This is a genomic window from Neorhizobium sp. LjRoot104, from assembly GCF_964253725.1.
Classification (GTDB): Bacteria; Pseudomonadota; Alphaproteobacteria; order Rhizobiales; family Rhizobiaceae; genus Neorhizobium.
On record NZ_CAXURS020000002.1, the window covers coordinates 1,407,479 to 1,433,924 of the forward strand.

The window sequence follows — 26,446 nt, forward strand, 5'->3', positions numbered from 1 at the left end:
GTCCTCCTCCTGAGATCGGATCGTTATTGCGTTCAGATCGTGCCGAGCGCCTTCAATATGCGCGTCGGCGTCATGGGTATCTGCGTCAGCACCGCGCCGTGACCTACAAGTGCGTCGTTGACGGCATTCATCGCGGCGGCGGAAGCCGCCGCCGTCCCTGCTTCGCCGCAGCCCTTTGCGCCGAGTTCGGTGTCCCGGGTCGGCGTTTCGACGTGAGAAATCTCTATATCCGGCATCTCGCAGGCCATCGGAACGAGGTAATCGGCGAGCGAACCGTTGGTGAGCTGACCTTCGTCGTTGTAGAGACATTCCTCGAAAAAGGCCGCGCCGAGCCCCTGCACCACGCCGCCCCGCACCTGTTCGTCCACCAGCAGCGGGTTGATGATGCGACCGCAATCCTCGACAACCCAATGTTTGAGGATCTTCACGAAGCCGGTATCCGCATCGACCTCGACCAGGCAGCCTTGGGCTCCGTTCGTGAATGCGAACGGATATCCCTGCGGCGCATAGTGATGCACCACGGAAAGCTGCGCCTGAGTTTCGGGCGGCAGCGTGTCCGACCGGAAGAAGGCGATGCGCGCGACTTCCGCCAGGCTGAGGCGTTGCTGGCCGGTGACCGCTTCAACGATCCAGTCAGCGCGGATATCGAGCTCGCCTGGTTGCGCCTGCAGGATGAGGCCCGCAACGGCGAGCAGATTCGCCTTCAGCTTGCGCGCCGCCTGCAGCGCCGTTTCGCCGCCGATTCCGGCCCCACGGCACGCCCAGGTGGCGCCACCGTGGGGTGTCGTATCAGTGTCGCCGGTCATCACCCGCACTTTTTCACGATCGACGCCGAGCTGGTCCGCGACGATCTGGCCGATGATGGTCTCCGTCCCCTGCCCCTGTTCGGTCACGGAAATCGAACAATGCACCTCACCGGACGGCGTGAGCTTGAGGATCGCTCCATCCTGCGCGGAAATCCGCGCACCACCGACGCCGTAGAAAGCCGGGCTTGGGTTGGTGATCTCTACGAAAAGGGCGATACCGATGCCGCGGAGGGTGCCCTTCGCCCGCAGATCCGCCTGCTCCGCACGAAGAGCATCGTAATTCATGATCGACTTCAGTCGCGCGAGACAGACCTGATGGGAAAGCTTTTCGAATTGGTATCCGGTCGGCGATATGCGGGGATAGCTGTTGTCCGGAATGAGATTGCGTTCGCGGATCTCGAACGGATCGAGACCTAGTCCGCGCGCCGCGGCATCGACCAGGCATTCCGTCACCGCGCAGGCTATCGGGTGGCCGACGGCGCGATACTGGCTGGTCTGGACCTTGTTCTGGAACACGACCGAAAGGTTGGCGCGATAGGAAGAGAAGTCATAAGGGGCGCCCATCAGTCGGATGACCTGGTTTCCTTCGACTGCGCTGGTGCGCGGATAGCTCGAAAAGGGGCCGATCGCGGTTATGTCGTCCACATCCATGGCGGTGATGCGGCCGTCCCTGCTGACGGCAAGACGCCCGGTTATCCGGTGGTCGCGGGCATGAATATCCGAGACGAAGGATTCCATCCGGTCGGCGACGTATTTGATAGGGCGACCGAGCAGGATCGACGCGCCGACGACCGCCATCTCCTCATGATAGACATGCAGTTTCATTCCGAACGAACCGCCGATATCCGGCGCGATGACGCGGACATTGGCTTCCGGAATGCCGTAGTGGCGGGAATAGACATCCTGGAACTGATAAGGTGTCTGGGTCGCGTGATGGGCAGTCAGCCGGTTCTCGCTCGGATCGTAATCGGCAACGATCGCGCGCGGTTCCAGCGTCACAGCCGTGTGCCGGCCGAAAGTGAAGCTCTGCTCGACCCTCGCATCGGCGGCTTCGAATGCCTCCTCGACGCCGCCGCTGTCGAGCGTCGTGGCAAAACAGATATTGTCGTCAAGTTCGTGCGAAATCGCTTCGGCAGACATGGCCTGGACCGGATCCGCCAGCGCCGGCAGCTCATCGATATCGACGATCACCAGCTCCGCGGCATCCTCGGCGATTGCCCTGCTGTCGGCGACGATGAGCACGACCGGCTGCCCTGACCACATGACCTTTCCAAGCGGTAGCGGCACCTGCGGCGGAGACGTCATGTTGCTGAAATGGTCGAGTGTGCCGGTCCAGGGCGCGCAGATCGATACCAGGTCCTCGCCCGTGAAGACCGCGCGAACGCCGGAGAGGGCCTTTGCCTCCTCGATATCGATCGAAACGATTTTTCCATGAGCGTAAGGGCTGCGGACGAAAGCGGCATGCAGCATGCGCGGCAGCACGAGATCGGTCACATACCGCCCCCTGCCTTCCAGCAGACGCTTGGCATTCGGTCGCGATACCGAGCGACCGATATAGGAGTTAGGCCTGTCGATGGAGCCGGCGAACGCGTTCATGCCTTCTCCTCCTCCCTATGCTGCCGACGCTGTCTCGCCGTCGTTTCGATCGCATCGACGATCGATTCATAACCGGTACAGCGACAGTAGTTTCCGGAGAGCGCGTCACGGATGCCGTCACGATCGAGCTCATCGCCGGAGCCAAGAATCCCGTAGGCGCTCACCAGCATGCCCGGAGTGCAGAAGCCACATTGCAATGCATTGCGTTCATGAAACGCCTTCTGGAGATCATCGATCGCTCTGCGATGGGTCAGGCCCTCGACCGTCTCGACGGCGCAGCTATCGGCCTGAACGGCAAACATCAGACAGGCATGCACCGGCCGGTCGTCCAGCAATACCAGGCAGGCGCCGCAGACACCCATTTCGCAACCCGTATGGGTGCCGGTGAGCTGGATGTCCTGCCGCAGGAAATCGGCAAGCGTCGTGCGCGGCGCAACCAGCGCCTCGATTGTCTCGCCGTTCACAGTCAGCGAAATCGCCACCTTGCCGCTCATAGATTCGCCTCCAGCCGGCCGAGCAGCCTTCCGAGCAGCACCCTTGCAAGATGCCGGCGCATCTCGGAAGGCGTGTGCTCGTCGCCGACCGGGTCAAGCTCCGTGCCGAGTACGTCCTGTGCCTGCCGGATCGCCTCCGGCGTCAATTGCCGCCCGGTCAGCGCGGCTTCGACCGCGCGCACCCTGACCGGCGTCGAGCCCACCGAAAGAAAGGCGATCCGCATGCGCTCGACAAAATCGCCCTGCATCTCCGCCTCGATGCCGGCCCCGACGATCGCATAATCACCGCGCCGGCGTGCCAGTTCGTCGAAGGCTGTCCGCGTCTTCGTGGTGGCCAGCGGTACATATATCGAGGTGATGATCTCGCCGGGCTGAAGCGCCGTTTCATAGAGATCGATGAAGAAATCCTCCGCCCTGACGCGGCGGCTACCTTCAACAGAGGCAATTTCGATGCTCGCATCAAGCGCCAGCGCCATGGCGGGAAATTCCGACGCGGGATCGGCAAGCGCCAGGCTGCCGCCAAATGTGCCTTTGTTGCGGATCGCCGGGTGCGCCACGAAAGGAGCCGCCTTTGCAAGCAGCGGCGCGTGTTCCCGCACGAGGTCCGAGCCCAGAATTTCGCAGTGCCGGCTGGTCGCGCCGATGCGCAGATGACCGCTCGCAACGGAAAGACCGCGCAGTTCGTCAAGGCGCGCGATATCGATGAGAAGGCCGGGGGCCTGCAGCCGAAGCGCGAGCGCCGGGACGAGACTTTGCCCTCCCGCAATATAGCTCGCATCGCCATCGGCGCCCACGAAAGCTTCCAATGCCTCCTGCACGCGTTTCGGGCGCATGTAATCGAAAGCTCTCGCCTTCACCGGCTCCTCCCAACGTGGCCCTCCGGTTTTGTGACCACTTGGTTACAATATTTCGCAGGTCGATCCAGCGGTCAAGGAAAATAACCAATTGGTCTCAAATAAAATTACCACTTGGTCTCAAACGCTGACCGCGGTATCGCTATGGGCAACGAGTGACCGGTGACTCGGTGACGGGCATGGCAGATCAGGGCAGGCATGACGGATCAGCAAAAGAGCCTTGAGGGTGAAGGTGGCGGAGAAAAACCGCGGCGTCCCAAGCAATACATGCGGGCAAACGAGCGCGAACAGTTCATCCTGCAAGAAGCCGTCCGCTTTTTCGCCGAGCACGGCTTCGAGGGCCAGACTCGCGAACTCGCCAAGCGCATCGGCATCACCCATTCAGCGATCTACCGGCATTTTCCCAGCAAGGAAGCCTTGATCGAGCGGGTCTACGAACATGTCTATCTCAGCCGCTGGGACGATAGCTGGGCCGACCTCATCGTCGATCGCCGCCTATCACTCGAAAGCCGGCTGACCGAATTCTACCTGCGCTACGTGGAGCGCGTCTTCCACTACGACTGGGTCCGGATCTTCGTCTTCTCCGGCCTGAAGACCTTCGACATCACGACGCGCTATCTCGACATCGTGCGCCGGCAGATCGTCGAACCTGCCTGCCTGGAACTCCGCCACGAACTGGGCCTGCCCGGCCCGGACGAGGCGCCGCTTTCCGAACGGGAGACCGAATTGTTCTGGGGTCTCCACGGCCGCATCTTCTATCTGGCGATCCGCCGGTTTGTATATGCGACCCCCACCCCGGAACCTCTGGACGACATCGTCCGCGACGGCGTCAGAAGCTTCATGCTCGGCGGACCCGAGCTCGCAAAGGCGATCGTTCAACGAAAAATCCAGCGGGCGTCTACCTGAATCCCGCTGTTTCCCTCAATGCGCTCCCAGCATGGCGCGGCGGATCTCGTCATGGGCGATCTCGCCGTCCGAGCGCTTGAACTCCCGTTGAATGCTGCCATGGGCCAGCACATAGGCGCGCGACGACACATCGATCGCCTGGAAGAAACTCTGCTCCGCCATCAGGATCGTCATGTTGCTCTTGTCGCGCAGCTGGGTGATGGCATTCAGCACGTCTCGCACGACGATCGGCGCAAGGCCCACCGAGGGTTCGTCGATGATGATGATCTTCGGCGCCGTCATCAGCGAACGGGCGATTGCCAGCAATTGCTGCTGCCCGCCGCTCATGGTCGAAGCGATCTGGCGGCGGCGCTCCAGAAGCAGCGGAAAAGTCTCGAAACAGTAGGCGAGGTTCTGATTCATCCGGTCGCGGACCATGGGATTGCTGCCCGCGAGCTTGAGATTGTCTTCGACCGAGATGTTCGGCACAAGGCGGCGGCCTTCCGGGACGATCGACAGGCCAAGCCGGACGATCTCGTGCGGCTGGAGTTTCGTAAGGTCCGTGCTTTTGCCGTTCCATTCGAGCACGATCCGCCCCGCACTTGCCCGCACGAAACCAAGGATGCAGTTGAGCAATGTGCTCTTGCCGTTGCCGTTCATGCCAAGCAGCGCCACCATCTCGCTTTCGTTCAGTTCCAGCGAGACCTTTCGCAGGACCGAGACGGCGCCGTAACCGGCCGACAGGTTTTCAATAGTCAGCCTATTCACCGAAATACACCTTCTGGACGAGCGGATTTTCGGCGATCTCGGACGAGGTTCCGGCGGCGATCAGACGGCCGGTCTCGAAGCAGACGATCCGTTGCGAGAAGCGCATCACCGCATGCATGATGTGTTCGATCATGATCACCGCAACGCCTGACCGGTTGAGCCCAAACAGGATCGCCAGAACCTCATCGATCTCCTCTTCGGACAAGCCAGCCATCGCTTCGTCCGCGATCAGCACTTTTGGATTTCCGACGAGAGCGCGCGCCAGTTCCAGCTTTCGCAATTCGAGCTGGGTCAGCTTTTCGGACGGATCGGAGATGCGGGCCGACAGCCCGACGCTTGCAAGCACCGACCTCGCCCGCTCGTCCTTGCTTCCCTCGACGATGCAATAATCCAGCGGAACGAGGAGGTTTTCGAGCACCGTCATACCGGTGAACGGTCGCGGGATCTGGAAACTGCGGGCAATGCCCATCCTGGCCCGCTTGTGGGCTTGGAGATGCGAGATGTCCCGGCCTTCGAAATATACCGACCCCCTGTCCGGCCGGTAGACGCCGGTGATGCAGTTGATCAGCGTCGTCTTGCCGGAACCGTTCGGGCCGATGATGCCGAGCCGTTCACCGGCGCCGACAGCAAGATCGACGGGACCGAGCGCGCGGAACGATCCGAACAGTTTTTCGACGCCCTTGAGGGAAAGAACCGGTTCCGTCACGATCTGGCCCTCCCCTTGTTGCGATCGAAGAGGTCGGAAATCCCGCCCGGAGCAAAGGCAACGAAGGCGATCAGCACCGCGCCGACGAAGAGAATGTTGAGCTCGGAGGATATGGTGACGGTGGCGATCTGCTGCACCGAAGCGAGCAGGAGAGCGCCGATCACCGGCCCGACCCAGGTGCGAGTGCCACCGATCAACGGCATGGCGATGGCGTTCAGACCGATGATCAGGCTGAAGGCGGTGACCGGCTCGACGAAGGACGTGTAGAACGGGTACGGCGCACCGGCTGCGGCGAGCACCGCACCGCTCAAGGCGCAAGCCACCAGCTTCAAACGAAGCGTCGGCACGCCGGAGCATTCGGCCGCGTCTTCGCTTGCCCTCACGGCCCGCAAGCCCCGGCCGATCCAGGAAATCTCCACCCATCGGGCGAGGGCGACGCCGGCGACCGCGATCATCAGCATGACGGTGAAATTGTATTGCGATGGCCCGGGGCTCCAGGCGGGCGGCCGCGGGCCGTAGACGGCCATGCCGCTCGCCCCGCCGAGCCCGGAGATATTGTGCACGATGGTTTCGAGAACGACGACAAGCCCGAGCGTCGCGATGGCGAAATAGACGCCCTGGATGCGCAACGTCAGATATCCCATCAGCACGCCGAGGATGGCGCCAAATACCGCTGCGGCGAGGATGCAGAACGGCAGCGGCAGGCCGAATGTGGTGAACAGGAATGCCGATAGATAGACGCCGGCGCCGAAAAAGCCGGCCGCGCCGAAATTGATATAGCCGGCATAACCGCCAAGGATGTTCCAGCCGGTGGCGATCGTCACATATTGAAGGACCACGTAGCCGGCGAAGAAATAGAACGGGTTCCTGAGCAGCCACGGCATCAGGAAGCCGAGCGCAAGGACGATGATGACACCCGCCAGGAAGAGAAGGGAACTCTTTTTCATCGCGCAGCTCCGAACAGGCCCTGCGGGCGAAGTGCGAGGCCCAACAGCAGGATCGCGAAGGCGACGCCGGGGGACCAGGAGGGATTGAGGTAGCTGGAGACGAGCGCCTCGGCGATACCGATGACGATGGCGATCACCAGGCTGCCGGGAATGGACCCCATGCCGGCGAGAACCACGATCGCGAAGACGCGGCCGATCTGGTAGCGCCCGGCAAACGGTTCGATCGGGCCGACCATGATCAGGGCGGCGCCGGCGATGACGGCGGTCGCGGTGGCGATGCCGAAAGCGTGACGTTTGACGGAGGCCGGGTTGAGGCCGGCGATCGACAGCGCCCGCTCCTCATGCGCGACCGCGCGGATCGCGGTGCCGGAATTGGTACGGCTCAGATAGAGCCAGACGGCAGCGATCGTCACGGGAGCGAGAAGCGCCGGGATCAGCAGCCGGTATGGAACGGTGAGAACACCGAGCTTGAGGCTGGAGCCGATATAGGAAACGCTGACGGACTTGAGCTCGGAGCCGAAGCCGAGCGACAGCAGGATCTCGATCACCAGCGACAGGCCGAAGAACAGCGTCAGGCTCTGCAGCACATTGGCACCGCCCTTGCGTTCGAAGACGGTGGAGTAGAAGGCGTAGAGCACGACCCCGAGAAGATAGAAGGGGACGAGGCCGATCACCGCCGCAACGATCGGATCGAGGCCCCATTGGGCGAGCGTGTAGACGAAGAAGGCGCCGGCGACGACGAGCGTCGGGTGGGCGATATTGGGGATGTGAAGAATGCCGAAGGTGATCCCGAGCCCGAGGGCGAGCGATGCATAAACGCTGCCCAGCAGAATGCCCGTCACGATGGCGTTCAGCAGAATGTCGATCGATAGCATGTACAGGGTCCTTGAGCCGGCATCTCGCCGGCTCTCTGGATCGGTTGAGGGACTAGCTGGCGCGCGCCTTGTTGTAGGGTCCGGCGAGATCGCCTGTCTTCAGGGACGGCGGGTCGAGAATGACCTGATGGCCCGGATTGCGGAACTGTTCGAGATCGTTGCCCTTGATGCCGCGCAACTGCACCATCAGCACGCGCCGTTCCTTCCAGTCGCCGATCTCGTTGAAGGCGATCTTGCCGGCGATCGTATCGACGCTATTGGCATGCAGGAAGGCCGCCATCTTGGCCGGATCGACCGATTTCGAACCGGTGATCGCGGCCGCCGCCAGCTGGCCGGCGACATAATAGAAGGGCGGAATGTAAAAACCGAGCGGATCGACACCCTGCTTGACGGCGATGGGCGTGTACCGGTCGAAAAAGCTTTTGATCGCCGGCGTCTGCATGGTCGGCTCCGGAACGAAGGTATGCGAGTTGACGAGCCCGTTGAGTTCGGGGCCGAGCGAGCCGAGCAGCGCGCCGTATTGGGGGCCGATCATGGCGCCGCCGAAGAGTTTCACCTTGTCGGAAATGCCGATTTCCTTGACGCCGCGGATGATCGCCGTGCTGTCGGCCGGATAGGAGGCAATGAAGATCGCCTCCGGGTCGCCCGCATTGATGTTGCGGATCATCGAGGAGAAGTCGGACGTGTTCGGCGGGTAGCTCTGGTTGAACACGATCTCCATGCCGTATTCCTTGGCGACTTCCGCGCCGCCCTTGGCGGCGTTTTTCGAAAATTCCAGGTCGGCGTTGATGATGGCGATCTTCTTGACCCCTTGCGCCTTGGCAAGATCGAAGAAGCCGCGAGCCCAATCCCGCCCGGAATTCGGCCCCCATGGGCCGCTATGGAAGAACTTGTCGTGTTTGGCGACATCGTTGCCGGCAAGACCGAACATGCCGATCATGAACAGGTCGCGCTGCTTGATGAAGGGCATGACCGGCGCGGAAAGGTTGGCGCCGTAAGGCGAGAACAGCACGTCGCAGGCATCGACATCGACAAGCTTCGAATAGATCGCCGGCACGTTGGCAGCACTGCTCTGGTCGTCGTAGATGACCAGTTCGACCTTTCGGCCGAGAAGGCCGCCTGCCGCGTTGACGTCGTCGCGCCAGAGTTCGTAACCGATCTGGCCGTTCTTGGTGCTCGCAAGCGGACCGGTGAGCGAGACGCTGGCGCCGACCCGGATCGGCTTGTCCTGCGCAAAGACCTTGCTCCCCAGGATCGCAGGAGCGGCAAGACCCGCAGCCGTGGCGGCCACGAGCTTGTGAAACTGACGCCGTGTCTTCATAGCTTTTCCCTCCCAAGAAAATTCGCTAGACGAATAAATATTCGCATAACGATAGGCAGCAGGTCTTGCGCTTGTCAATCCCGTGTGCGAACGAAATGCCGTGCAGCAGGAGAAATTCCGATGATTGACAGCAATTCGCCCGAGTTCGTCGAGGCGTTGGCACGGGGATTGTCGGTTCTGGAGGCTTTTGACGCCAAGGATCCGGAGATGACGCTGGCCGAGCTTTCCCGCAAGGTCGGCATGTCGATCGCCACAGTCCGGCGGAATGTCCTGACGCTCGAAGCGCTCGGCTTCATCCGCCGGCACAACAAGCATTTTCTGCTGGCGCCCCGCATCCTCACGCTGGGGTCCGCCTACCTGAACGCCTTCAATGTCGAGGAAGCGGTGACGCCGGAACTGCACCGGATCACCTCGCTGTTCGGCGATGCCGCCAACATGGCCGTGCTCGACGGGACCAACGTGCTCTACATCGCGCATCTTTCGGAAAGCCGCGGCGTGCGGCGCAATGCAAGCCTCGGCGTCACCTATCCCGCCTACGCGACGTCGATGGGCCGGGTGCTGATGGCGGCTCTTACCGAAGAGGAGATGGACCGGTTTTTCCAGGCCTATACGCCCGTGAAGCTGACCGATTACACGGTCACCGACGAATCGGAACTCCGCGAAATCCTGGTTGAGACCCGAGCCAAGGGCTATTCGATCACCGTCGACCAGCTCGATTACGGCATCACCGCGCTCGCCGTCCCGGTCAAGGACAATACCGGACGGGTCGTCTGTGCGATCAACAGTTCCGGCTACACGCCACGGCTGACGCCGGAGGAACTGGTCGAGCAGCGCCTTCCGGAACTGCGGCTTGCGGCCAACCGGCTGTCGCAGCTGTTCAGCCGTTTCCCCGCCCTCGTACATTCATTGGCGCCGGCGAACCCCGCCGCCCGCTGATCCTCCGATCCACGTTGCTCCCTAATTTTTCGCAAGCCTCCGCGACAGGGCTTGACACTTCGCGTCATCGAAATTCATTATACGAATATAAATTCGCTAAGCGAATATTTTGAGACTGGCATGGGAGGTGTTTCATGGCGCGATTGAAAGTCGCCGTCATCGTCGGCAGCGCACGGCAGGCGTCGCTGAACAGGCTGCTGGCCCTTGCCCTGACGAAGCTCGCGAAGGCCGACATGGAATTCGAATGGGTGGCGATCCGTGATCTGCCGATATTCGACCAGGAAATTCTGGATGCAGGCACTCCCCCGCAGGTCGAACGGCTGAAAGCCGAGATCGGGCGCGCCGATGCGCTGCTTTTCGTGACACCGGAGCACAACCGCTCGATCTCGGCCATGCTGAAGAATGCCATCGACTGGGGCTCGCGGCCGAGGGACAGCAGCGTCTGGGCCGGCAAGCCGGCGGCGATTACCGGCGCTTCCTATGGCCGGATCGGCACCGCAGCCGCGCAGCAGCACCTGCGTGCTATTCTCGGCTGCCTCGACGTTGCCGTAATGGGGCTGCCGGAAGCCTTCATCCATCTCACGCCTGGGCTGATCACCCCGGAAGGCGACGTCACCAATGAGGAAACCCGTCTCTTCCTGCAGCAGTTCATGGATCAGTTCCACCGGTGGGCCAGCCGCCTCGCCGACAAGGCGACTGCTGCAGCCTAACCATTCTTCAAGGACATCAGCATGAAAATCGGCAAGCAATCGGCGCCATACCAGGCGATCTGCACATCCAACCCGGAAACGATCATCGTCCGTGGTCACGACCTCGTGGACAATCTCGTCGGCTCGATTTCCTTCACGGAATATACCTGGTTGCTGGTCGCCGGCTCGCTGCCGGACGAGAAACAGCGCCGTATGCTCGACGCGACGCTGGTGGCGATTGCCGAACACGGACTGGTGCCGAGCGTGCAGGCGGCGCGGATGACGCTCGCCGCCTCCCCGGAAGCGGTTCAGGGCGCTGTCGCGGCCGGCCTGCTCGGCTGCGGTTCGGTCATTCTCGGAGCCTCCGAAACCTCCGGCGCCTTCTTCCGGGATATCCGGGAAGAGGCGAAGGCGAGCGGCAGCTCGGTAGAAGCGGCTGCCGAAAAGCTGCTGCGCGGCTACAGGGAACAGAAGAAACCCGTGCCCGGCTACGGTCATCCCCTTCACAAGGGCCATGACCCGCGTGCCAAGCGGCTGCTGGCGATAGCCCGCGAGCTCGGCGTCGCCGGCATTCATTGCGAGATCGCCAAGACGGTCGAAAGGCTCATACCCGAGATCATCGGCCGGCCGCTGGTCATGAACGTGTCCAGCGCCATCCCCTGCGTGCTGCTCGATGCCGGTTATCCGCTGCTGGCCCTGAAGGGCGTGCCGCTGCTCGCCCGCACCGCCGGGCTGATCGGCCACCTGCTCGAGGAACAGACGAGGCCGATCGGCTTCATCATGTCCCAAGCCGCTGCGGCAGCCATCGAATATGACGGCCCTGCCCCCGAGGGCTTCGTGGCAAACGAGAACTAGGACCAGCACATGCTGAAAGCTTTGGACCAAATCCGGATCGTCGAACAGGGCACGTTCATTACCGGTCCCTGCGCCGGAATGATGCTCGCCGATCTCGGGGCCGACGTCATCAAGATCGAGTCGGCCGGCAATGGCGATCCCTATCGCAGCTTTAAGACCGGTTTCTACAGCGCCCATTTCCAGGCCTATAACCGCAACAAGCGGGCGATCGGCCTGGATCTGAAGAGCGACGCGGATCGTGAGATCTTCTACCAGCTGATCGCCCAGGCCGACGTCTACATCCAGAACTTCCGGCCCGGTGCGGCTGCCCGGATCGGGGCCGACTACGAGACGCTGTCGAAGATCAATCCCAAGCTGATCTACTGCTCGATCAGCGGATTTGGGCCGGACGGTCCCTATGCCCAGCGGCCTGTCTACGATTCCGTCGCCCAGGCGGTCAGCGGCTTCCTCAGCGTCTCCATCGACCCTGAACAGCCGCGCTTCATCGGGCCGGCGCTCGCCGACGCGATCACCGGCATCTATGCCTCGCTCGGCATTTCGGCGGCACTGATAGAACGCGGCCGCACCGGCAAGGGCAAGCGTATCGACATTTCCATGATCGAGGCGATGATGCATTTCGCGGTCGAACCGTTCATGGGCTATTTTGCCCTCGGCGAAGAGCCGAGCGGCGTCGATCGCCCCCGCCTTGCGCAGGCCTTCATCGTCCGCTGCAAGGACGACAAGCTGTTCGCCTTCCACCTCTCCTCGCTCGACAAGTTCTGGGATGCACTGGTCGAGGCGATCGAGGGCGAGGCACTCGCCAAGGACGAACGGTTCTCGCAGCGGCTGAAGCGCATCGACAATTACGACGCCTTGAATGCCGAGCTCAACGCGATCTTCGCCACCCGGACCCGGCCGGAATGGGTGGAGCGCTTCTCGAAGTTCGACGTTCCCTTCGCGCCGATCAACACGATCCCCGATGTGCTGGACGATCCCCAGGCGCGGCATCTGGAAATGTTCGTGCCGGTCGCCGGCCGTATGGAAGGTGCCGAGCAGACGGTTCGACCCGCCTATTCCTTCGATGGGGCACACGCAAGGACCGTGAGGGCAGCGCCTGTCGTCAACCAGCACGGAGACGAGATCCGCTCGGCGCTCGAAAACGATCCGACGGCCTGGCCGGCGCTGGAAACGGAATCGATGGCTGCGGCGAGTTAAGAATTCGGTCTAATAGACAGGACAAATTCGGAGGAGAAGATGGCAACCCTGGCAGCGGTCCTTGCGACCACCCACCACCCTTTTTACCTGAAGGCGACAACCATGCCGCCGGAACAGCAGATGCCGCAGGCGGCGGAATGGAAACGCAAGGTCGAGGCCTATCGCGAGACCCTGACCCGCGCCAGGCCGGATATCCTGGTCATGGTCGGCGCCGACCATTTCCACCAGTTCTTCCTCGACAACTACCCGACCTTCCTGATCGGCAAGGCGCCGCGCTACGACGCGACCTTCTACAACGAGGAACGCGAGTTCGGCATTCCGAAATATGTGCTGGAAGGCCATGAGGAACTGTCGAACTTCATGCATCAGGGCCTGATGGACCGCGGCTTCGACTTTGCGTTCAGCCACGAGCTGAAGCTCGACCATTCGATCATCTGCCCGATCATCACCACCCGCCCCGATGCCGACCTGCCGGTCGTGCCGATCTACACCAACATCTTCGCGCCGCCGCTGCCGTCTCCAAAGCGTTTCTGGGATCTCGGCCGCGCCATCCGCGAGATCATCGACGAATATCCCTCCGACAAGCGCATCGCCGCCGTCGGCAGCGGGCACTTGTCGCTGGAACTCGGAGGCCCGCGCCAGTTCAAGGAAACGGGGCCGGATCCGGAATTCGACCGCAAGGCGATCGAATGGCTGTCGACCGGCAATATCGAGGAAATCCTCGCAAACGTGACGCATGAAAGCATGACGAAGAGCGGCAACGCGACCCATGGCTTCATGGACCTGATCCTGATGATGGGCATCGCCGGGCCGATCCCGACCGCCTATCATGACAATCTGGACCTCTTCCACACGATGGAAGCATACTTCACCTGGTATCCGGAAGGAGCCGCCGCATGAGCAAGTATTATGTGAACAAGTTCCTCTTCACCGTCGATCGGGACCCCGAACTGCTGCGCCGCTACAAGGAGAACCCGCGCGCACTCGTCGAAAGCTGGGAACAGTCGATCGGTCCGCGGCTCAACGATGCGGAGCTCTCGACGGTCAATTCGCTGATGGATGCCGAGCGTGAAGCGCTGATCAACCACGACTACGTCGCGCTGTTCGAGATGGGCGCCCACTTCTTCCTGTCGCTGACCATCTTCATCGCGATCTACGACGAGGACTATATGGCGAAGAGCGGCCCGCTCTCTTTCCAGCGCGAATTCGCAGAGAAACTTAAGCACTGGAACGGCAAGGATTATCCGACCATCGCGCTTTGGCAGGCAGCCGCGCGCTGACAGACGCATGCCAGACAAGCTTCCCGGTGCAGGTTCGGCTGCGGGAGGCGTGACCGTTTACCTTGGGAGGGGAAGACCATGTGCAGATTCTGCAACAACCGGGCGCATGCGCCGGCGGAACTCGGTAGCGGCTCCGGCAAGGTCATCGCCGCGCCGGCAAACATGCCCATGGGCGTCGGCGATCCCGATCGCCTCACTCTGATCCGCGGCGGCGCGGTGCTTTCGATGGACGGCGCGGTCGGTAATTTTGCAAGGGGCGACGTGCTCATCCGCGGATCGCGGATCGTCGAGGTCGCCGCCTCGATCAACGCGCCCGAAGCTGCCGTCATCGATGCGTCCGGCATGGTCGTCATGCCGGGCTTCATCGATACCCACCACCACCAGTTCGAGACGGCGCTCCGAAGCCTGCTTGCCGACGCGATCCTGATCAATGACGGGCGGCCGGAAAGTGCCTCCAACTACTACGAGTGGATACTCCAAAAGTTCTCCGTCCTCTACCGGCCGCAGGATGTCTACATTTCCGAATTGTTCGGCGGGCTTTCCCAGATCGACGCCGGGGTGACGACCGTCATGGATGTCAGCCAGATCCATCATTCGCCGGAGCATTCGGATGCCGCTATTTCTGCCCTGCGCGATGCCGGGCGACGCGGCGTTTTCGGATATTTCGAAGGCTGGGGCGACGCGGCAAAATACCCGGGCGATGCGCGGCGCATCAAGGCCGAGCATTTTGCGAGCGACGACCAGCTGCTGACCATGGTGATGGGCGGTGAAATCTATCTGCCCTTCCACGAGGAGGCCTGGGCGCTCGGCCGCGAACTCGGCATTCCGATCGCGCTGCATGTGGTCGGCACGTTCGGCATGCAGCCGGTTTTCGACCAGCTGGCGGAGGCTGGAAAATTCGGGCCGGACAATATCTTCATCCACATGACCGGCATGAGCGACATGGCCTGGAAGCGTGCCGCCGATGCGGGTTCGCATATATCGCTCTCCGTACCGATCGAAATGCAGATGCGGCACGGCAATCCGCCGCTGCAGCAGGCGCTCGACCTCGGTCTCCAGCCGTCGCTCTCGACGGATGTGGAATGCACCATGACCGCCGACATGTTCACCCAGATGCGTTCGGCGATCACACTGCAGCGGATGCTGGCGAACGACAAGGCCTTGCGCGGCGAAGACTATCCGAAGCTGTTGTCGGCGATCGACGTGATCCGCTTCGCGACGATCGAAGGGGCGCGCGGCCTCAAGCTCGATCACAAGACCGGCACGCTGACGCCGGGCAAGGAAGCCGACATCATCCTGCTCGATGCGAATGCCATCAATGTCGCCCCGTTGAACCACGTCCCCGGCGCCGTGGTCACACTGATGGAACGCTCCAACGTCTCGACGGTGCTTTGCGCCGGCAAAATCCGCAAATGGCAGGGCACGCTGCTGGGGCATGACATCCCCAGGCTGAGGTCGGAACTGGAGGCAAGCCGCGACTTCCTGCTGGACGCCGCCGGGATCAGGCCGAATCTGTTCTGAGTGATACGCCACCCTGCTCACGGACTCCGTCCACGAGCGAAGCGTAGCCGCGACACACAGGAGACCGCGACCCATCCATTGCGGCGTCAACGTCTCCCGTATTCGAGCTGCATGGCCACGAAATCGGCCGTGTTTGCCCGATAGCGCCCGGCGATGGCGTTGAGGGTCTCATCCAGCGCTTCCGCCGGCTTGAGGGCAAGTGGCGCTCCGGGCACGCGCACCGCCGACGCGCTTGTGGTCACCTCGTCGGGAATGATGCGGATACCGTTGCGGCTCTCCACCGCATCCGTGCCGGCTGCGAAAGTCATCACGCGCGAGCGGTAGGTGCGCGACCAGGCATCCGCGACCAGAGCGAGCGACACTTCGTCCACGCCTTGCGACAGCTCGATGCCGAGCGTCTCCCGGCCCCAGAAGGCGAGCGAATTGCCGATTGCCGTCAATGCGAAAGGCCGCGTGAACCTGAAGGCGGCGCTGTCGTGTCGCGCATCCCAATTCGCGACGCCCAGATCGGCCGCGACAGCCTCGGCTCTCTCTCGCCCGGCGATCGCCTCGATCAGCGTCAGCGACATCGGCAGGGAGGCACTGATGCCCGTCGTCGTCACAACGCGACCGTCGACAAGGAAGCGGCGGTCGGCGACATGACGGATGCTCGGATGTTCCTTCAGCAAGCTATCCAGCGAATACCAGTGGGTCGTGGCTATCCGGCCGTCGAGAAGGCCGGCGGCAGCAACTACCTTGGCGCCGACGCAGACCCCGATGATCATCGCTCCCTTTTCCGCCTGGCCCGTGATCCAGCGCAGCGCTGCCGGATCATTCTCGCGCACCATGGCCGGGACGATGACGTAATCGGCGCCTTCCGGATGCTGCCTGTCGAAATCCGCGATCGTCGCCTGCGGCTCGACCTTCAACGCCGGATAGAGCGCCATGGGCCCGGGCTGCGTCGCCAATGCCACCACGTCGGCCACATCGGCACGGCGCAGGACACCATAGGGCATCAGGTAGTCGGTGATCTCCGTCCCGTCATTGATGCCGACGATGGCAATCACCGGGCGGACGCGTTTGGGCGGCTTCAAGGCCTCGACGGTGGCGCGTGTCTCCTCGCCGGGGACCGGTTTGACTTCGCCGCCCGATTTCCCGGACGGCAGGGAGATTATCCAGCCCGCGGCGACCACCAGGAAGACCGCAGCAAGCCCCAACCCGCCTCTAAGAACAAACCGCCACGTCATGATAGTTCGCCCGATCGATCAATTGCCTCAGTTTGCTGGGGACGTTACCCCTGCTATCGTCTGACTGAAATGACATTAATCAGGCGAAAACTGCCATGGCTCGCACAATTGCTCTCGTGGTGCATCCGGGTTTCCAGCTTCTCGATACGGCCGGGCCGACATCGGCTTTCGAGATGGCGGAGCGGTTCCGACCAGGCAGTTACGACCTGCTGCTGATGGCGCCGGGCGGCGGCGAGATCGAAAGCTCGTCAGGCCTCAAACTGTCGGCCGCCCCCCTCCGGGATGGGCCTTTCGACACGGTGATGATATCGGGCGGCGAGATCATTCGCTCCATGGAGGCGGTGCACGAAATTCTCGAATGGCTCAAGCGCACGAGCGCAAGGCGCGTGACGAGCGTTTGCTCCGGGGCCTATCTGCTCGCCGAAGCCGGGCTGCTCGATGGGCGCCGGGCCACCACCCATTGGGGCAGCTCGCAAGACTTCTCCCGCCGCTACCCCAGGATAGAAATGCACGCCGACCGGATTTATGTCCAGGACGGCCATGTCTGGACTTCGGCTGGCATCTCCGCCGGTATCGACTTGGCGCTTGCTCTCATAGAAGACGACCTGGGCGCGGAAATCGCGCGCAGGACGGCGCAACAGCTTGTCGTTCATCAGCGCCGGCCCGGCGGCCAGTCGCAGTTTTCGGCGCTTGTCGATCTCGGAGGACATACGGGCAGGTTCTTGGCGCTGATCGGCTGGATGCGCGAGCATCTGGCCGAACGGCTGACCGTCGAGCGCCTCGCCGACCAGGCGGCGATGAGCCCCCGCAATTTCGCCCGGGCGTTTGCCGCCGAAACCGGCACGACACCGGCCAAGGCCGTGGAGCGCCTGCGGCTCGAAACGGCGCGGATGGCGGTCGAGACCAGCCACGCGCCGCTCGAACATATTGCCGAGGCCGCCGGCTTCGGCGACGCCGGCCGAATGCGGCGGGCGTTCCTAAGAGGCTTGGGACAGCCCCCGCAGGCGCTCAGGCGCGGGTACAGATAGCGCTCGGATAGAGGTAGCCGGTCACAAGGTCCGAAAGGACCCTGCGCCATTTCCAAATACCGTGCGACGTCAGATCCCGGCAGGCGCGCCTAGAACTCCTGCCAGTCGTTGTTGACAGCAGCGGCCGCGGAGCCGCCGGAGAAGGCTGTGGCAACCCTGCGGGCCAGATTGCGGGCAGGCGAGGCAGCCGGCGTGTCGCGGCGATCGGCCGGACGGGGAACATGGCGCTGGCCGGGCAGCTTGAACTGGGCCAGCAGTTCGTTGAGCGATGCCGCATCCCGGGCGAGACCATGGCTTGCGGCGGTCGATTCCTCGACCATCGCTGCGTTCTTCTGGGTATCCTGGTCCATCTGGTTGACGGCCGTGTTGATCTGCTGAAGACCCGAAGACTGTTCCTGAGCCGACTCCACGATCGCGTTGACGTGTCGGTTGATTTCCTGCACTTCCGCAACGATCGTCACCAGGGCCTGTCCGGTCTGGCCGACCAACTGCACCCCGGCATTGACCTGCTCGTTCGATGTGGTGATCAGCGCCTTGATCTCCTTGGCGGCCTTGGCGGAGCGTTGGGCGAGTTCGCGAACTTCCTGGGCGACGACCGCGAAACCCTTTCCGGCATCGCCCGCACGGGCGGCTTCGACGCCGGCGTTCAGCGCCAGAAGATTGGTCTGGAAGGCGATATCGTCGATGACGCCAATGATGTTGGAAATCTCGCCCGAGGACTTTTCGATCTGTTCCATCGCCTTGACGGCGCGCTGGACGACTTCGCCGGAATTTTCCGCCCCGCTGCGGGTGCGGGCAACGAGCGCGCCGGCCTCCTGAGCACGCTTGGTGGCGTCCTTGACGGTGGTGGTGATCTCTTCGAGGGCCGCGGCGGTTTCCTCGACGGAAGCCGCCTGCTGCTCGGTGCGCTTGGCCAGATCGTCGGCAGCGCCCTTGATCTCCGCCGAACCAGCCTGGATGCTGCGGGCATTCTCCGCCACTTGCTCCAGGGCCGTCTGCAGCTTGGTAGCCGAGGCGTTGAAATCGTTGCGAACACCGTCCAGCGTCGCGGTGAACTGCTTTTCGATGCGATAGGAGACATTGCCGTCGGAGAGATGGCTCAGGCCCTCTGCCAGATTGTCGACGGCGAACTTGATCTCGGCGGCTTCGCGCGCCTTCTGAGCTTCGCGCTCCAGGCGCTCGCGCTCGGACAGGCCGCGATTGTCTTCGGCTTCCCGTTCGAGGCGGGCACGCTCCAGCGCGTTGTCGCGGAAGATGGCGACGGCCTTGGCCATCTCGCCGATTTCGTCCTTGCGGTCGAGGCCGTCGATGGGAGCTTCCGTCTGACTAGCAGCCAGCGAAGCCATGCGCTCACGCAGGCGGGCCATCGGAGCGGTGATGCCCTTGTGGGCGATCGTCATCGACAGGATGGCGGCGATCGCGATACCCAGAAGCATGCCGCCGATCGCGTAGGTGATCGTGCTGGAGACGGACTGGCTCAACGTCTTGGCGCCGTTGTTGAGAATTTCGGCCATGGCGCCGTTATTGGCGCCGAATTTCGGTGAGAGATCGACGATTGCCTGGTCGAGCTTGGCGGAAAGCGCACGAACCTTTTCCTGGTCACCTGCGGTATGAGCCTTGAGAAGATCGTCGCCGACTGCCTTCAGCGCGTCGGCGCCGGCAAGCAGTTCGTCGATCGCAGCCTTGCGGCTCGGCACCAGCGCCGGGATCTGGGTCAACCGGTCACGGGCGCCGGAAAATTCCTTGGAAAACCGGCCGGAAAGATCCTGGAAAGCCGAACTCGCCGGGTCCTGGGCCAGCGCCCGGCTCAGCCATGTCGTCGCGGTCCACATGCCGGCAGCGCCGCGGGGTCCGAAGGTTGCCGCGTTGCTTTCCTTCTGCAGGAAGCCGGAATAAGCCTCGTTGGCGGCGCTGAACCTGCTGGTCACATACATCAGGCCCGCCAGGGAAATCACCGCGAGGATGGCAATCGCCATCAGAAATTTTGTTTTAATCTTTAAGTTCTTAAGCATCTGATACCTCAAAAAACGCTGAAGGAGCGACGGTGCATCGGAAAAGGAAAATGCCGGAGCGGTACCGGACGGTGCACATCATGCGCATGGCGATCGAACTTGACCGTCTTTTTTCATAAGCGCTTTTTCATAATAAAATCTTACTCTTGCCGCAGCGCATCAAAGGCCCATCCGGGCCTTCAGGCGGATTTTACCGCTGCTTAACCATAGGCGACCGAAGGCAATCATATTTGTTGCGACGCACAATGGACTGCCCTTAACTGAGAGGCGGACCATGGTCCCGGTCCCCGGTCAAACCGGGCGAATTGATATGAAATCAACTATCCATACTCAAAGGATTTCCACGTGAATTTTTCGCGCCGCAACATCATGACGCTCTCCGTGGCCGCTCTGGCAACCACGGTTGCAAAAACGGCATCCGCGCAGGCGATCGGCTTTACGCCGAGCCCCATCTATCCCGATCCGGCTATCCAAATCCTCGATCCGAGCTTTGCGAAGTATCGTGTCGCCAGCAGTTCGCTCGAGCAGGTTGCGACAGGCGCCCGCTGGCTGGAAGGTCCGGTCTGGTTCGGCGACGGGCGCTATCTGCTCGTCAGCGACATTCCGAACAATCGGGTCATGCGCTATGACGAAGCCAACGAGAGCTGGAGCGTCTACAACGCCAACTCCAACTATGCCAATGGCCATGCGCGCGACCGTCAGGGCCGACTGCTCTCCTGCGAACATCTGACACGCCGTGTCACCCGCACCGAACATGACGGGTCGATCACCGTGCTCGCGGACAACTACAACGGCAAGAAGCTCAATTCCCCGAACGACATCGTCTGCAAATCGGACGGCTCCATCTGGTTCACCGACCCGCCGTTCGGCATCGCGGGCGAATGGGAGGGCGATAAGGCAACAGCGGAGCTGCCGCATTCTGTCTATCGCATATCGCCGGACGGCAAGCTTGGCCTCGTCACCGACGAGTTGAAGGGCCCGAACGGCCTGGCATTTTCGCCGGATGAAAAGAAGCTCTACATCGTTGAAGGGCGTGCATCGCCATTCCGTATCATCTGGAGCTACGACCTCGGCCCGGATGGTGTGAAGCTTTCGAACAAGACGGCGCTGGTGACGGCCGACGACAATGGCGGTCTCGATGGCTTCAAGGTCGACGTCGATGGCAATCTCTGGTGCGGCTGGGGATCGAACGGCGCTGCAGGCGCAAGGCCCGAGGATCTGAACGGCGTCAAGGTATTCAATCCGACCGGCAAGGCGATCGGCTTCATCAAGCTTCCGGAGCGTTGCCCGAACCTTGTCTTCGGCGGCCCGAAGAAGAACCGCCTCTATATGGCGAGCAGCCACTCGGTCTACGCGATCTACGTGGAAACCCGCGGCGCCGTTTAATCGCCGCGACAAAATGCGAAGCGCGCCGGTCGTCGGGCTCCGGCCGCTTCGCAAGCCGTTACCGTCGATGCGCCACTTTTTCCCGGCAATCCACGCCACCGCACCTTAGCCTTACGATGCACGTCAACGGATCCCGGGCTGAGACTGGACACCTCGATATCTACTCCGTCCTTCCAGCGGAAAGCCCGAAAAACTCCTTTCTGTACCCCGCCGACAGCGGTCGGAGCTTCGTCAAATTCTTGAGAATCCGGATAGGCTTCCTGAGAACATTCCTGTTCAGGAAATACATATGGATCAGGCTGGGCGCCTTGCTGTGCGATCCCTTGTGGGCGACACGATAGACGGCACCCCGGAACGGCAATGCATTCAAGGGCGTACCGCGCTCGGCCAAAATTGATTCTATGCGGACATGGCTGCCCAGCATGTCCTTGATCCATGGGAGGGAAACGTCTTCCGCCTTTGATGGCAGCCCGTAGAGGTCCGAACGAATGATCAGCGATGTTCCGCAATAGTGGTTGAACTGGTCGCGACACAGCAGAATGCTGCCGCCGTCGTCCCAGATATAACCCTTATCGATCGTCCAGCCGTTCTCGTTCTGGTGCCGGGCAGCATATTCGGTAATTCGGGCGCTGACAAAATCGTCGTCATCGACGATCATGAAGAAGCGGCAATCGCGGGCCGTGAGCATGCCCGCCAGGACGCGGCGGCCCTTGTCGGCGCGGAATGAATCGAGAAAATCCTCTTCCGTCGCACCGCCCCGCTCGTGGATGTCGTTCGGCGGAAAGTCCACCCATGCCACCGAGAACTTCTCCGGCAGGACAGGAAGATCGGCCCCCCTGTTGGCGACGATCACTCCCCGCCAGTCGGGATTGGTCTGGTTCGCGATGGACGCCACGGTCTGCGTCAGGTTTCGCTTCAGGACACCCCAGTCGCGCGCGTTATCCTGGTGCCGTACAGGGATGATGAAGGTCACAACACTCATAACAGCCTCCGGTCGTTGATCTGAGGCAGGATCATGCCGCGATACCCGCCTGTTCTCTTGCCCACCTGATGCCGTCGTCGAGCGACGTTGCCTTGTAGGAGAGATCAGTGCCTCCCGAAAAGGCGTTCATGAACCGGCGGATTTTTCCGTAGTTGTTGTCCAGCACAGCATGGCTGCGGCCGATGAGAAGCGAGCAGATATGTACATGCAGACGATCGGTCACGATCGCCCTGCCACGGGAAATCTGCCGTATGCCGCGCTGGAAGCGGTTGTTGGCCGCCGCATCCAGTTTGCGCAGACGCATTTCGGAGGGGGTGAGATGCAGCAGCGCGGAGGCAGCCCCAAGCGCTTTTGCAACGCGCACCTTCGAACGGCTCTCGGTGATCCAATCCTCCTTGGGGATGTCCGGATAGGCGGAAAAGTCGACCGTTCCAACCTGCTCCTTGTCCTGGCGGAGCATCGCGAGGACGGGGAATTGCGGCGCAGCCGGCTCTATGCCGCCAATGCAGAAGGCCATGTCCGGGCACAGATAGACCTGGCAATCAAAATTTTCCTTCGCGAACTGAAACGACTCCTCGTCGCGCACCAGGAGCACGAAATTCTTGTGCTTGCCGATCGCGCGCTTGCTTTGCTCCAGCCGTTCTGCGGACTTGTAGTGAATCGATTGCGGAAACTGGACGATCTGCCGGTCGGGAAACAGCTCCATCACGCGCTCCCGGAAATCCTGATGAAACACCCATATATCGCCGAAATTGCCGCCCCCATGGATGAAGATCGGGCCGTTCGGGGCGGAGTCCTTGAGTTCATCCGATGAAAAATCATCGGTCGTGCAGACGTAGGAAGGCCGCTTGGCGTACCGCTGCTGCAAGTAGGCCATCTCTCCCAGCCAGATCGCGGAATCTCCGCAATTCCTGATGTCGGGAAAGTCCAGTATCGCTATCGGTTCATCAGGCCGGATGAACTCCTTAAGGCAATCGTGGGTCCTGTCCTGAAGCTTGGTGATAAGTTCGGATTGCTGAGCACCTGACATCATGCCTCTCTTTCAAAAGTTTACAAAAACAAGCCCTGCGATCATGCGTGACTGACTTTGGACAACACCTTGGCGGCGATCTTTCTGACTTCGGTCTCCGGACCATTTGGACGATCCATAACCAGCCAGAGAAAGATGCTGGAACCGCAATAGAGAACGCCTCCAAGGCAGATAAGGGCGGCAAGTTGTAGAACCAGCCCGGTATGTGTGGTCTCGACTCCCATGTAACGGTCAGCGAGCGAGACGCCGGCGGCCATGACAGCCGAGCTGGCAAGCGCCCTGAAATTTGCCCATAGCTGTGCGGAGACCGAAACATCTATGAAGCGCTTCACGATGATCATGTTCACGAAAGCGCTGAAGAGGCCGGTGAGCACGCGGCTGAATATCAACCCCGGAAGCCCCCAGAACACCAGGCCGATCGTAATCACCGGAATCCGGACAAGAAGCATCTGCGCGTCGCGGACGAACAGGGTTCGGGTTTGCCCCAGCGCCATGCCGAGAGGCTGGTTGAGAGATCCCAGCGTCTGCAGCGCGTAAACCGAGGCCAGCGCCTGGATGATGAAAATCACCGGGAGCCACTTTTCACCCAGCACGAGCCTGACCAGCGGATCTGCGATGACGGCCATTCCGATCCCCGCGGGCAGCGCGACCGCCGTCAGCAATGCCTGCGTTCGCTGGTAGGCTGCGGCGAGACGCGCGGGATCGTGGCGGACATTGGCAAAAGCGGGATAGATGGTGGCGGTCAGCGGCGCGGTCGCTTCGCGCGTCGGCGTCATCGCCAGCTGCCCCCCAAGCGAATAATATCCCAGAGCGGAGCCGGTCAGCAGCTTGCCGATAAGCAGGTAGTCGAAACGCCAATTGAGCGTGTTGACGATCTGCCCGGCGGTAATCCAGATCGAGAACGAAAAGAATTCGCGCATATGGGCGAAGGTGATCCGGGGGCGGAACGGCAGGATGAAGTAGGACGCCACGACATTGGTGATCTGCATCACCAATGTGCCGACCACAAGCGCCCAATAGGTTTGATAGATGACGGCGATGGCGACGGTCACCACAAATCCGGCAATCTTCTGGGCAACGTTCAGCACGAACTCCTGCCAGAAAATGAGCTCCCGCTGGAGCATGATCCTCCGGGGGTTGGCGAACCCGTTGATGAGGAGGCTGAGGCTCAGGACAAGAATGACGCCAAAGAGGCGCGGCTCGTCATAGATGCGGGACGCCGGATAGGCGAACGCCGCGAACAAAGCGCATAATATCAGGCCGCGGGTCGCAGCCAGTGTCCATGCGGCGCTGAAATGGGATTCTTCCGGGGCTTCATGCCGGATAAGCGCCTCGTTCAACGAAAGCTCGGTTATAGTCGTCACGATGGCGAGCATGGTCGTCGCAAGCGCTACGAGGCCAAAATCCGACGGCAGGAGATACCAGGCCAGGATGATCGTACTGAGGGTCGACAACCCATTGACGATGACCCTCGAGAGGGAGACCCAGAGACTTCCGGTGACCAGGCGATCGGCGATGCTCATGACCGACCTCTTCGCGACAAATACCGATCGTACGCGAGCGACATCATTCCGTAGCTACCCTTTTCCGCGGGGTTCCGGCTCCTTTTCAGGTCGCAGGTTCCACGCCGATGATGCGTGAGATCTCCTTGCCGCATTAAAATGGGCGGGCCTATCTGCTGGACACTTCGGTCATTGATCTCTCCATGCAATTTTCCCCTAGTAGCTCAGCGCGCATTCCCAGTCGCCGAACGAGTAGATCGTCTCGCCCGACTCCGCGATCCGGCAGCCTTGGTCAGGGCTGGAGACCGCTGTCGACCTAGTTGGCCGGAAATGATGTTGGTTTTGTGGTGGCCTTCGCAAGTGCGAAAGTGCAGTGCACAACGCCCGGGATGGCGCATTTCGCCTTCATCGTCCGATTGCCTTTGGCATTCGGGCGATCGAGCGTTTATACCTTTCCCAAGGCGAAGTCGTCGATCGCGGGCGATCGGGAGGCCAACGGCCTGAAAGCCCGCGAAACGAATAGAAGCATATCAGGAAAACGCGATGGATGGATGCTGTTCAGGATCGAGGCTGGAAACGGAGCGGGGAACATTCGACACACCGGCACACGCGATCTCTCGCGGCATCCGGGGGGAGACGATCGCCGTCAAGGGCGGCGACACGTTCGTCGGAACCCATGACCCGGTGATTTCCGCCGACGGTGAGGGCCCCGAACGCCGAGTCTCACTGCAGGATTTTCACCTCGAAGCCGAGACGGTCACGATCGGCCGGTTTGCCGAGTTCGTCGAAGCGAGCGGATACGTCACGGAATCGGAACGCTTCGGCTCTTCCGCTGTGTTCGCGCCGCTGCTCGGCGACCCTCGACTTGCGATGGGTGGCGTCGCCGAGACCCCTTGGTGGACGCGAGTCGACAATGCCACATGGCGGCAGCCGGAAGGCCTCGGCAGTTCGATCGACGATCGGCTTGACCATCCGGTCACCCACGTCTCCTGGAACGATGCGCTCGCATTCGCGCAATGGGTCGGCGGCCGCCTGCCGACGGAAGCGGAGTGGGAACATGCCGCGCGCGGGGGCAACCGCCGCCGGCGGTATCCCTGGGGCGAAGCGGAGCCCACCGACGAGACGATCTTCTGCAACATCTGGCAGGGCCGCTTTCCCGACACCAACACCTTGCAGGACGGATATTTCGGCACCGCGCCGGCGCGCAGCTTCGCCCCGAATGAGGCGGGTTTTTACAATCTCGCGGGCAATGTCTGGGAATGGACCGCCGACCCTTTCAAGGTGCGCTCACTTTCGAAACAGGCAAAGGCGCGCAATGAGATCGCCAGGCGGTTTTCGGACAAGGTGTTGAAGGGCGGCTCGTTCCTCTGCCACAAAAGTTACTGCTATCGGTATCGGATCGCGGCACGTATGGGCCTTTCCCCCGATAGCGCCTCCAGCAATACAGGTTTCCGGATCGCCTATGACATCGTAGCTGGAAAGGACAATGGTCCTTGATTGCCGGTGGCGGCTCGGCGGGTCGGTCGGAGGCCCGCACGCCTTTCATCCGGCAT

General features: G+C 61.8%; 24 protein-coding genes. 11 read left to right on the forward strand and 13 right to left on the reverse strand.

Translation table 11 applies throughout. The annotated features are described in order from the left end of the window. Positions 1-32: 32 nt before the first annotated feature. From ACSQ8R_RS28825 to ACSQ8R_RS28835, 3 genes are read right to left on the reverse strand one after another with little or no spacing between them, the layout of a single operon-like run. The gene (locus ACSQ8R_RS28825; protein WP_436256755.1) at positions 33-2,402 is read right to left on the reverse strand and encodes a xanthine dehydrogenase family protein molybdopterin-binding subunit; all 2,370 of its coding nucleotides are present in this window, start codon (positions 2,400-2,402) and stop codon (positions 33-35) included. Beyond that, positions 2,399-2,896 (reverse strand): (2Fe-2S)-binding protein, encoded by a 498-nt coding sequence (locus ACSQ8R_RS28830; protein ID WP_436256756.1) that lies wholly within the window; start codon positions 2,894-2,896, stop codon positions 2,399-2,401. Before ACSQ8R_RS28830 ends, ACSQ8R_RS28825 begins: the two co-directional genes overlap by 4 nt. After that, entirely contained in the window at positions 2,893-3,753 is an 861-nt protein-coding gene (locus ACSQ8R_RS28835; protein ID WP_436256757.1) for an FAD binding domain-containing protein, read from the reverse strand. The genes ACSQ8R_RS28830 and ACSQ8R_RS28835 overlap by 4 nt, the downstream gene beginning before the upstream one ends. Before the next feature lie 264 nt (positions 3,754-4,017). On the opposite strand from ACSQ8R_RS28835, the gene ACSQ8R_RS28840 reads away from it, so the two are divergent. Next, positions 4,018-4,656: a TetR/AcrR family transcriptional regulator gene (locus ACSQ8R_RS28840; protein ID WP_436257303.1), complete on the forward strand. Its 639-nt coding sequence runs from the start codon at positions 4,018-4,020 to the stop codon at positions 4,654-4,656. Positions 4,657-4,671: 15 nt separating this feature from the next. Here the strand turns inward: ACSQ8R_RS28840 and ACSQ8R_RS28845 are convergent, their stop codons facing one another. Genes ACSQ8R_RS28845 through ACSQ8R_RS28865 form a run of 5 tightly spaced genes read right to left on the reverse strand, consistent with a single transcriptional unit; the run spans position 4,672 to position 9,252 of the window. Beyond that, the gene (locus ACSQ8R_RS28845; RefSeq protein WP_436256758.1) at positions 4,672-5,403 is read right to left on the reverse strand and encodes an ABC transporter ATP-binding protein; all 732 of its coding nucleotides are present in this window, start codon (positions 5,401-5,403) and stop codon (positions 4,672-4,674) included. Continuing rightward, positions 5,396-6,109: an ABC transporter ATP-binding protein gene (locus ACSQ8R_RS28850; protein ID WP_436256759.1), complete on the reverse strand. Its 714-nt coding sequence runs from the start codon at positions 6,107-6,109 to the stop codon at positions 5,396-5,398. The genes ACSQ8R_RS28845 and ACSQ8R_RS28850 overlap by 8 nt, the downstream gene beginning before the upstream one ends. Beyond that, entirely contained in the window at positions 6,106-7,056 is a 951-nt protein-coding gene (locus tag ACSQ8R_RS28855) for a branched-chain amino acid ABC transporter permease (protein WP_436256760.1), read from the reverse strand. The genes ACSQ8R_RS28850 and ACSQ8R_RS28855 overlap by 4 nt, the downstream gene beginning before the upstream one ends. Next, positions 7,053-7,931 carry a branched-chain amino acid ABC transporter permease gene (locus ACSQ8R_RS28860; protein WP_436256761.1) on the reverse strand — a complete coding sequence of 293 codons (879 nt, stop codon included), beginning with the start codon at positions 7,929-7,931 and terminating at the stop codon, positions 7,053-7,055. Before ACSQ8R_RS28860 ends, ACSQ8R_RS28855 begins: the two co-directional genes overlap by 4 nt. A 52-nt stretch (positions 7,932-7,983) precedes the next feature. Continuing rightward, complete coding sequence (locus tag ACSQ8R_RS28865) at positions 7,984-9,252, reverse strand: amino acid ABC transporter substrate-binding protein (RefSeq protein WP_436256762.1); 1,269 nt, start codon at positions 9,250-9,252, stop codon at positions 7,984-7,986. A 120-nt stretch (positions 9,253-9,372) separates the two neighbouring features. Here ACSQ8R_RS28865 and ACSQ8R_RS28870 point away from each other — a divergent pair, with 120 nt between their 5' ends. From ACSQ8R_RS28870 to ACSQ8R_RS28900, 7 genes are all read left to right on the forward strand, one after another. Then, positions 9,373-10,188 (forward strand): IclR family transcriptional regulator domain-containing protein, encoded by an 816-nt coding sequence (locus ACSQ8R_RS28870; RefSeq protein ID WP_436256763.1) that lies wholly within the window; start codon positions 9,373-9,375, stop codon positions 10,186-10,188. 134 nt (positions 10,189-10,322) lie between these two features. Then, the gene (locus ACSQ8R_RS28875; RefSeq protein ID WP_436256764.1) at positions 10,323-10,898 is read left to right on the forward strand and encodes an NADPH-dependent FMN reductase; all 576 of its coding nucleotides are present in this window, start codon (positions 10,323-10,325) and stop codon (positions 10,896-10,898) included. Between the two features lie 21 nt (positions 10,899-10,919). After that, positions 10,920-11,732, forward strand: coding sequence for a citryl-CoA lyase (locus tag ACSQ8R_RS28880; RefSeq protein WP_436256765.1), 813 nt, complete (start codon positions 10,920-10,922; stop codon positions 11,730-11,732). Between the two features lie 9 nt (positions 11,733-11,741). Beyond that, on the forward strand, positions 11,742-12,926 hold the full coding sequence (locus ACSQ8R_RS28885; protein ID WP_436256766.1) for a CaiB/BaiF CoA transferase family protein: 1,185 nt from the start codon (positions 11,742-11,744) through the stop codon (positions 12,924-12,926). Between the two features lie 39 nt (positions 12,927-12,965). Beyond that, positions 12,966-13,826: an extradiol ring-cleavage dioxygenase gene (locus ACSQ8R_RS28890; RefSeq protein WP_436256767.1), complete on the forward strand. Its 861-nt coding sequence runs from the start codon at positions 12,966-12,968 to the stop codon at positions 13,824-13,826. Next, positions 13,823-14,206 carry a hypothetical protein gene (locus ACSQ8R_RS28895; RefSeq protein ID WP_436256768.1) on the forward strand — a complete coding sequence of 128 codons (384 nt, stop codon included), beginning with the start codon at positions 13,823-13,825 and terminating at the stop codon, positions 14,204-14,206. The genes ACSQ8R_RS28890 and ACSQ8R_RS28895 overlap by 4 nt, the downstream gene beginning before the upstream one ends. A 78-nt stretch (positions 14,207-14,284) precedes the next feature. Then, a complete protein-coding gene (locus ACSQ8R_RS28900) occupies positions 14,285-15,727 on the forward strand; it encodes an amidohydrolase family protein (protein ID WP_436256769.1) in 1,443 nt (480 codons plus the stop codon). An 86-nt stretch (positions 15,728-15,813) separates the two neighbouring features. Here ACSQ8R_RS28900 and ACSQ8R_RS28905 read toward each other — a convergent pair whose 3' ends face one another. Continuing rightward, a complete protein-coding gene (locus ACSQ8R_RS28905) occupies positions 15,814-16,953 on the reverse strand; it encodes a DJ-1/PfpI family protein (protein ID WP_436256770.1) in 1,140 nt (379 codons plus the stop codon). A gap of 95 nt (positions 16,954-17,048) precedes the next feature. On the opposite strand from ACSQ8R_RS28905, the gene ACSQ8R_RS28910 reads away from it, so the two are divergent. Continuing rightward, positions 17,049-17,981 (forward strand): GlxA family transcriptional regulator, encoded by a 933-nt coding sequence (locus ACSQ8R_RS28910; protein WP_436256771.1) that lies wholly within the window; start codon positions 17,049-17,051, stop codon positions 17,979-17,981. An 89-nt stretch (positions 17,982-18,070) separates the two neighbouring features. On the opposite strand, the gene ACSQ8R_RS28915 is transcribed toward ACSQ8R_RS28910, so the two are convergent. Continuing rightward, positions 18,071-19,993 (reverse strand): methyl-accepting chemotaxis protein, encoded by a 1,923-nt coding sequence (locus tag ACSQ8R_RS28915; protein ID WP_436256772.1) that lies wholly within the window; start codon positions 19,991-19,993, stop codon positions 18,071-18,073. A 345-nt stretch (positions 19,994-20,338) separates the two neighbouring features. Here ACSQ8R_RS28915 and ACSQ8R_RS28920 point away from each other — a divergent pair, with 345 nt between their 5' ends. After that, positions 20,339-21,379, forward strand: a complete 1,041-nt coding sequence (locus ACSQ8R_RS28920) for an SMP-30/gluconolactonase/LRE family protein (RefSeq protein ID WP_436256773.1) — start codon at positions 20,339-20,341, stop codon at positions 21,377-21,379. A 160-nt stretch (positions 21,380-21,539) separates the two neighbouring features. Here ACSQ8R_RS28920 and ACSQ8R_RS28925 read toward each other — a convergent pair whose 3' ends face one another. The 3 genes from ACSQ8R_RS28925 to ACSQ8R_RS28935 are packed head-to-tail and all read right to left on the reverse strand — an operon-like array spanning position 21,540 to position 24,914. Next, on the reverse strand, positions 21,540-22,361 hold the full coding sequence (locus tag ACSQ8R_RS28925; RefSeq protein ID WP_436256774.1) for a galactosyl transferase: 822 nt from the start codon (positions 22,359-22,361) through the stop codon (positions 21,540-21,542). A 31-nt stretch (positions 22,362-22,392) separates the two neighbouring features. Further along, on the reverse strand, positions 22,393-23,391 hold the full coding sequence (locus ACSQ8R_RS28930; protein ID WP_436257304.1) for a polysaccharide pyruvyl transferase family protein: 999 nt from the start codon (positions 23,389-23,391) through the stop codon (positions 22,393-22,395). 41 nt (positions 23,392-23,432) lie between these two features. Beyond that, on the reverse strand, positions 23,433-24,914 hold the full coding sequence (locus ACSQ8R_RS28935) for a lipopolysaccharide biosynthesis protein (RefSeq protein WP_436256775.1): 1,482 nt from the start codon (positions 24,912-24,914) through the stop codon (positions 23,433-23,435). Positions 24,915-25,436: 522 nt separating this feature from the next. On the opposite strand from ACSQ8R_RS28935, the gene ACSQ8R_RS28940 reads away from it, so the two are divergent. Continuing rightward, a complete protein-coding gene (locus ACSQ8R_RS28940) occupies positions 25,437-26,390 on the forward strand; it encodes a formylglycine-generating enzyme family protein (RefSeq protein WP_436256776.1) in 954 nt (317 codons plus the stop codon). Positions 26,391-26,446: the final 56 nt, after the last annotated feature.

Excerpts from the sequence above, each read along its gene's own strand:
- ACSQ8R_RS28865 (WP_436256762.1), bottom strand. The coding sequence starts at position 9,252 with ATGAAGACACGGCGTCAGTTTCACAAGCTCGTGGCCGCCACGGCTGCG.
- ACSQ8R_RS28855 (WP_436256760.1), bottom strand. The coding sequence starts at position 7,056 with ATGAAAAAGAGTTCCCTTCTCTTCCTGGCGGGTGTCATCATCGTCCTT.
- ACSQ8R_RS28880 (WP_436256765.1), top strand. The coding sequence starts at position 10,920 with ATGAAAATCGGCAAGCAATCGGCGCCATACCAGGCGATCTGCACATCC.
- ACSQ8R_RS28890 (WP_436256767.1), top strand. The coding sequence starts at position 12,966 with ATGGCAACCCTGGCAGCGGTCCTTGCGACCACCCACCACCCTTTTTAC.
- ACSQ8R_RS28895 (WP_436256768.1), top strand. The coding sequence starts at position 13,823 with ATGAGCAAGTATTATGTGAACAAGTTCCTCTTCACCGTCGATCGGGAC.
- ACSQ8R_RS28875 (WP_436256764.1), top strand. The coding sequence starts at position 10,323 with ATGGCGCGATTGAAAGTCGCCGTCATCGTCGGCAGCGCACGGCAGGCG.
- ACSQ8R_RS28930 (WP_436257304.1), bottom strand. The coding sequence starts at position 23,391 with ATGTCAGGTGCTCAGCAATCCGAACTTATCACCAAGCTTCAGGACAGG.
- ACSQ8R_RS28900 (WP_436256769.1), top strand. The coding sequence starts at position 14,285 with ATGTGCAGATTCTGCAACAACCGGGCGCATGCGCCGGCGGAACTCGGT.
- ACSQ8R_RS28860 (WP_436256761.1), bottom strand. The coding sequence starts at position 7,931 with ATGCTATCGATCGACATTCTGCTGAACGCCATCGTGACGGGCATTCTG.
- ACSQ8R_RS28870 (WP_436256763.1), top strand. The coding sequence starts at position 9,373 with ATGATTGACAGCAATTCGCCCGAGTTCGTCGAGGCGTTGGCACGGGGA.
- ACSQ8R_RS28825 (WP_436256755.1), bottom strand. The coding sequence starts at position 2,402 with ATGAACGCGTTCGCCGGCTCCATCGACAGGCCTAACTCCTATATCGGT.
- ACSQ8R_RS28940 (WP_436256776.1), top strand. The coding sequence starts at position 25,437 with ATGGATGGATGCTGTTCAGGATCGAGGCTGGAAACGGAGCGGGGAACA.
- ACSQ8R_RS28935 (WP_436256775.1), bottom strand. The coding sequence starts at position 24,914 with ATGAGCATCGCCGATCGCCTGGTCACCGGAAGTCTCTGGGTCTCCCTC.
- ACSQ8R_RS28910 (WP_436256771.1), top strand. The coding sequence starts at position 17,049 with ATGGCTCGCACAATTGCTCTCGTGGTGCATCCGGGTTTCCAGCTTCTC.
- ACSQ8R_RS28830 (WP_436256756.1), bottom strand. The coding sequence starts at position 2,896 with ATGAGCGGCAAGGTGGCGATTTCGCTGACTGTGAACGGCGAGACAATC.
- ACSQ8R_RS28840 (WP_436257303.1), top strand. The coding sequence starts at position 4,018 with ATGCGGGCAAACGAGCGCGAACAGTTCATCCTGCAAGAAGCCGTCCGC.
- ACSQ8R_RS28925 (WP_436256774.1), bottom strand. The coding sequence starts at position 22,361 with ATGAGTGTTGTGACCTTCATCATCCCTGTACGGCACCAGGATAACGCG.
- ACSQ8R_RS28915 (WP_436256772.1), bottom strand. The coding sequence starts at position 19,993 with ATGCTTAAGAACTTAAAGATTAAAACAAAATTTCTGATGGCGATTGCC.
- ACSQ8R_RS28885 (WP_436256766.1), top strand. The coding sequence starts at position 11,742 with ATGCTGAAAGCTTTGGACCAAATCCGGATCGTCGAACAGGGCACGTTC.
- ACSQ8R_RS28905 (WP_436256770.1), bottom strand. The coding sequence starts at position 16,953 with ATGACGTGGCGGTTTGTTCTTAGAGGCGGGTTGGGGCTTGCTGCGGTC.